The sequence below is a fragment of the Methylobacterium sp. E-041 genome (assembly GCF_022829665.1).
Lineage (GTDB): Bacteria > Pseudomonadota > Alphaproteobacteria > Rhizobiales > Beijerinckiaceae > Methylobacterium.
The window spans coordinates 1-5423 of record NZ_JAKSYQ010000084.1; the positions used below are offsets into that span (position 1 = coordinate 1).

Annotated in this window: 5 protein-coding genes and 1 pseudogene; 4 read left to right on the forward strand and 2 right to left on the reverse strand. The window is 63.0% G+C overall.

Features of this window, described 5'->3' with window-relative positions:
- Positions 1-217 (reverse strand): annotated as a pseudogene (locus MKK70_RS08050) (IS110 family transposase); the annotation flags it as partial.
- A gap of 298 nt (positions 218-515) precedes the next feature.
- Here MKK70_RS08050 and MKK70_RS08055 point away from each other — a divergent pair.
- The 4 genes from MKK70_RS08055 (at position 516) to MKK70_RS08070 (ending at position 5086) form a co-directional block, all read left to right on the forward strand.
- Positions 516-1004: a PAS domain-containing protein gene (locus MKK70_RS08055; protein ID WP_243934325.1), complete on the forward strand. Its 489-nt coding sequence runs from the start codon at positions 516-518 to the stop codon at positions 1002-1004.
- Between the two features lie 284 nt (positions 1005-1288).
- Positions 1289-2980: a methyl-accepting chemotaxis protein gene (locus tag MKK70_RS08060; protein WP_243946752.1), complete on the forward strand. Its 1692-nt coding sequence runs from the start codon at positions 1289-1291 to the stop codon at positions 2978-2980.
- Between the two features lie 360 nt (positions 2981-3340).
- Complete coding sequence (locus MKK70_RS08065) at positions 3341-3883, forward strand: response regulator (protein WP_243936508.1); 543 nt, start codon at positions 3341-3343, stop codon at positions 3881-3883.
- A 144-nt stretch (positions 3884-4027) separates the two neighbouring features.
- Complete coding sequence (locus MKK70_RS08070) at positions 4028-5086, forward strand: HD-GYP domain-containing protein (RefSeq protein ID WP_243946754.1); 1059 nt, start codon at positions 4028-4030, stop codon at positions 5084-5086.
- A 132-nt stretch (positions 5087-5218) separates the two neighbouring features.
- Here MKK70_RS08070 and MKK70_RS08075 read toward each other — a convergent pair.
- Positions 5219-5423, reverse strand: a 205-nt coding sequence (locus tag MKK70_RS08075) for a hypothetical protein (protein WP_243946756.1), incomplete at its 5' end; no start/stop codon positions are given.

A 5423-nucleotide genomic window follows, 5' to 3' on the forward strand; every position in this document is an offset into this window, starting at 1 on the left:
GCCGAACCTCATGGCCGAGCTTCGTCAGTTCCCGGGCCCAGTGATGGGACGTTCCGCACGCCTCCATGCCGACCAGGCATCGAGGCAGCTTGGCGAAGAACGGCACGACCTGCGCCCGGCGTAGCGCCTTGCGAACGACGACGTGCCCAGCTGCATCAACGGCGTGAACCTGGAAAATGCTCTTGGCCAGATCGATGCCGACGGTGGTGATCTCCATGGGGATGGCTCCTGCATCTGCGTGGCTGCTGCTTTGACAGCAACCACATCTTGGCACCGAGATGCCGTCAGTCGGAGCGGGAGCCATCCACCCCATCTGCTTTGGAGGATAGCTGCCCCAAAGCGGACCAGCTGAAATCCACCCTTCTTGGACATCCGTCCTATCATATCGTATGTCCGGAAATCGACCGTTTTCCCGACGAAATGGCCGTGCGCATAAGGGCGTCCTATGGAACGTCGAGGCCGTAGCTGTCTTGAAGATCGGCACCGTACGCGAGCGGCACATGCGCTGGAGCTGAATGACGATCGTCGAGTGGATCAAGGCGTTTGCGCACGACATCTCGATCGGCATCGTGGTCACGGATGCGGCGATCGAACGTCCGGGCCCGATCATCCTCTACGCCAATCCCGCGTTCGGGCAGCTAGTCGGCCGGGACCCGGTCGAGATCGTCGGGCAGAGTCCGCGCTTCATGCAAGGCAAGGAGACGCGCCGGGAGACGCTTGACGCCTTCCACCGCACTCTATCCTCAGGCGAGCGGTTTCACGGCTACGTCACCAACTACCGCGGCGACGGAGCCAAGTACCGGGCCGAGATCGACTGCCGGCCGTTGCGGGATACCGAGGGCGGTATTCAGGCCTTCATCTCATTCGAGCGTGAGGTCGTGCGGCGGGTCGGCCGCCCGGCTGGGAGCAGTGGCGGGCGCTACGAGCCCAGCTCGATAAGTAACGACTTGTTACCTGGCGCCCTGCGGGGCCTCGGCGTTTTCGCGCCTACGTCCGACGAGTAACCCGCGATTCAATCAATTTATAAGATTGGCCTTGCGTGCATTGAGGACCATTTCAGTATTTGATCTTTTGATAGCTTTGTATTGTCGATCGATTGTCCTGCATATTAAGGTTTAATTAATCATTTATAACCTAATTTTGACAGTAAGAACGGCCTCTTAGATAGGCTTCCCTGTTCATACATCCCGCGCTCTCGCACGAGATTGTCGTACATCCGTGTTCTGCCTCAGGCGTGTGGCAGCGTGGCATCGATCCAACCCGCCCGTCACGATCGGAACCCGGCTGCATGCGCCCGAACCTCTCCCTCAAGGCCACGCTATCCATCGCCTTCGGCCTTCTCGCCTTGATCTGCGCGGCACAGGGCACCCTTTCCATCTTGAAGCTCGCTGGCATCCGCCACAGCGTCGTGCAGGTGACGACCAATTGGTTGCCCTCCGTCATCGCCACCAACGAAATCCGCGCAGCCACCTCGGAGGTGCGGATCAAGCAGCTGCGGCTACTCAGCCTGTCCGATACGCCCGCCCGCCTCGCCGAAAATGAGGCCCAACTGGCGGCCATGCACGATAAGCTTGCCGCGGCCCGCCAAGCCTACGAGCCGATGGTCTCGTCACCCGAGGAACGCGCACTCTACGATGCCTTCGCGATGGTTTGGGGCCGTTTTGAGCGCACCGATGCGGAGATGCGCCGCCTGATGGAAGCTGGTCGGCAGGCCGCCGCACTCACCCTGATGAGTGCGCCAGAGGCGGTCAGCCTGTACAACGATGCGCGTGCAGCCCTCCAGCGCGATGTGACTTTGAACGAGGTTAGTGCCCGGCGCGATGCGGACGCTGCAACCGCCGAGATTGGTGCTGCGACGACCGCCGCCTACGTTGCAGTTGTGCTGGCTCTTGCCACTGCGATAGCTGCTGCCGCCTTCGGCCTGCTGCGCGTGTCGCGGCCGATCCAAGCCATGACAAAGGCAATGACAGTCATCGCCAGCGGCGATGCAGAGTCCCAGGTGCCTTATCGGAGCCGCCGAGACGAGATCGGTGCAATGGCGACCGCGGTGCAGGTGTTCAAGGACAACCTGATCCGCACCCGCCAGTTGGAGGCAGATACGGCGCAGGCACGTCTTGCAGCCGAGGAGCAGCGTAAAGCTGGGATGCGTCAGATGGCTGACGGCTTCGAAGCCGCTGTTGGCGGGATCATCGGCATGGTCTCGTCGTCGGCGACCGAGCTCCAGGCGACAGCCCAGACGATGACCGCGACGGCGACCGAGACAGCGAGCCAGTCCACGACCGTGGCCGCTGCCGCCGAGGAGGCCGCCACCAACGTCAACACGGTCGCCGCGGCGGCCGAGGAGCTTGGCTCATCGGTACAGGAGATCGGACGCCAGGTCGATGGCTCTGCCGCCCTGGCACAGCAAGCTGTCGCCGAAGCCGATCAAACCGGCGCTTTGGTGCAGGAGTTGAGCACGGCGGTCTCGCGCATCGGCGACGTGGTCGGCATGATCTCCACCATCGCCGGACAGACGAACCTGCTGGCACTGAATGCCACCATCGAGGCAGCCCGCGCCGGTGAAGCGGGACGCGGTTTCGCGGTGGTCGCTGCCGAGGTCAAGGAGCTAGCTTCGCAGACGGCGCGGGCGACCGACGAGATTTCGGGACAGATCGCACGCATCCAGGCGTCCACCGGTCAGGCGGTGACGGCGATCGGTAACATCACCGTACGGATCCAGGAGATCAGCGACGTGGCGACCTCGATCGCCGCGGCGGTCGAGGAGCAAGGCGCGGCGACACAGGAGATCGTGCGCAACGTCAGCCAGGCGGCGATGGGTACGGGCGAGGTGACCAGCAACATCGCCGGCGTGGCCGGCGCCGCCGAGGAGACCGGCGCCGCTGCCAGTCAGGTCCTCGGCGCGGCCTCGGAGCTGTCGCGCCAGTCCGAGACCCTCGCGGCCGAGGTCGGGCGCTTCCTCGCCACTGTCCGGGCGGCTTGAGCTTACCATGGCCGAGGTTCACCTGCTGTCCCGCCGTGTTGACTAAGCGGGTGCTGAGCGGCTGGCGGCGGCGCTGGAGCAGCTCCTCACTGCCAATACCGATCCAGGGCCGCGCTGGCCTCAGATCCGATCACGCGGAGGCTCGCTGCGGCAGCTGAGCCGGGATCTAGAGCAGGAAATCGACTGTCTCGCTGTCCTGCCCGGCAGCTCGATGCCGGAGATCCAGACTCTACGCAGCATCTTGTATCACTTAGCTGACACCTTCTCGCGGCTAGGCTTGCTCGCTGAAGACTATCCATCCTGAACACGTCGTCCGGTTCAGACCGCATCACAGTCCCACCAAACCGACGGAAAACAATTATGGACGTCCTCCTCGTAGATGACAGCAAGGTGATGCTACTTCGTCTTCGACAATTTCTGGAGGCCAAAGACGGCATTATCGTCACCGCCTGCAGCGACCCGCTCGCGGCGTTGGTCGAGGCCCAGACCTGCGCCTTCGATCTTGTGTTGATTGACCAGCACATGCCCGAGCTGGACGGGATCACCTTTATCCGTGAGATCCGCGCCATACCGCACTACGCACAGGTGCCAGTCGCCATGATTACCAGCGATGTGTGCGATACGGTCAGGCTCAGCGCGCTGGAGGCGGGTGCCACCGACTTCCTCGATAAGCGAGCGAAGGGGGTCGAGCTAAATGTGCGGGTGGGTAACCTCGTCCGACTGGCGAAGGCGGTGCGGCACCTCGACGAGCAGGCGACGACACTGGCCGGCGAGATCGAGCAAGGCGGCCATGGCGGTCGAGGAAGCGCTGCGCTGTATCCAAGCCGACAGTGGCCGCCATTTCGACCCGGCCTGTGTCGAGGCCTTCGCGTCAGCCTGGGACGGGGTTATGGCGGTCCGTGAAACGGCGGTCGGGTCGCGCATCGAAGCGCTGGCCCGGACTACCGAGCCGTAGGCGCGTGTGCCGGAATTGCGCCGCGAGTTCGCTAAGAGCCTCAGATAGCCCACCGACGTTCTATTTAGGACGCGCTCAGATCGGAAATAGCCATGGGCGAGCTTCTGCTGATCACGGATGACCTGCGTCGTGCTCAAAGGCTCACACGCGATCTTGGGACCGCGACCGGCGGCGCCATCCATGACTTGTATGGCGATACGCTGCCGGCATCACGCCCCAAACTGATCGTCAGTGACGTCGAGGCACTCACCTCCGATGCCATCGTTCGCCTACGCCGAGTCCTGGAACAAGTGCGCGACGAAGGGGTGCCATACCTGTTCCTGGTCCATGGCAATGTTGCCCGTGCCGAGGCTCAAGCCCAGGTTCTGGGCGCGAATGGTACACTCGGCGCCAAGGCGAGCGCACAGCAGCTTCTCGCCACACTGGGCAGTCTCCAGGTAGAGATCCGGCCGATTTCAGTTGCTGTGCGGGAGCGGGCTGTCGAAGCGCGGCAATTCCTCCGGCAGGTGCTCTTATCCGGAAGACCGATCACGCCCACCATCGCCGAAATCGGTACTGACCTCGTCGTGCGTGCCGTCGGTGAGAGTGGCATCTACGACTGGATCCGAGTGGTCCAACAATTCGACGATGCCACGCACCAGCACTGCCTGCTCGTGGCTTCGCTGGCTGCCGCCTTCTCGGCCGCGCTCGGTCTACGTGAGGCGGACCGCCATCGCCTGACGAAGGCTGCCCTGCTGCATGATGTCGGCAAGATCCACGTTCCGACCGAGATCTTGAACAAGCCGGGCAAGCTCACCGAGGCGGAGGCGGCGGTGATGCGCACGCATCCAGCGCGCGGTCACGCCATGCTCGTGGGCCAGGGGTTTGATGACACGATGCTAGCAGCTGTGCGGTCGCACCACGAGCTGCTCGATGGCACCGGCTACCCGGATCGGCTCAAGGGTTGGGAGATTCCCGATCTCGTGCGGTTGGTTACCGTCTGCGACATCTACGGGGCCCTTGTCGAACGACGTCCTTACAGACCGCCGATGGCCGGTCTGCAGGCCTACGCTATCCTGAAGGGTATGGAAGGTCACCTCGATGTCGACCTTGTGCACGCCTTCCATCCTGTAGCTGTGGCATTCGATCCATCTGTACCGAACGTGGAGTGAGGCTGCGGGACAGGAATGAACCGGCAACAGAGTTTCGTTTTGGAAGCGGCCGGGCTGAAAACTACTGTACACTCTATCATGAGCGCGTCCTCCACACGCTCGGATTGGGTGCTCTGGCAGGTCGCTGAGGCGCTAGATTGCGGCCGCCTGCAAGATGAACATCTCATTGCCGTTGGCAGGCTGTATGCCGGCATCGGGGCTACAAGTCTCCCGATAAGCGGATGCGGGACGATGAGCAGAGAGATCATTCCATTGCGCCCGAAGGGGGCTGAGCAATCGGCTCTCGCTCGGATCGATGTCGCCGCCGTAGCGCTCCTGGCCGGGGGCCAAGCTACGA

Excerpts from the sequence above, each read along its gene's own strand:
- MKK70_RS08065 (WP_243936508.1), top strand. The coding sequence starts at position 3,341 with ATGGACGTCCTCCTCGTAGATGACAGCAAGGTGATGCTACTTCGTCTT.
- MKK70_RS08055 (WP_243934325.1), top strand. The coding sequence starts at position 516 with ATGACGATCGTCGAGTGGATCAAGGCGTTTGCGCACGACATCTCGATC.
- MKK70_RS08070 (WP_243946754.1), top strand. The coding sequence starts at position 4,028 with ATGGGCGAGCTTCTGCTGATCACGGATGACCTGCGTCGTGCTCAAAGG.
- MKK70_RS08060 (WP_243946752.1), top strand. The coding sequence starts at position 1,289 with ATGCGCCCGAACCTCTCCCTCAAGGCCACGCTATCCATCGCCTTCGGC.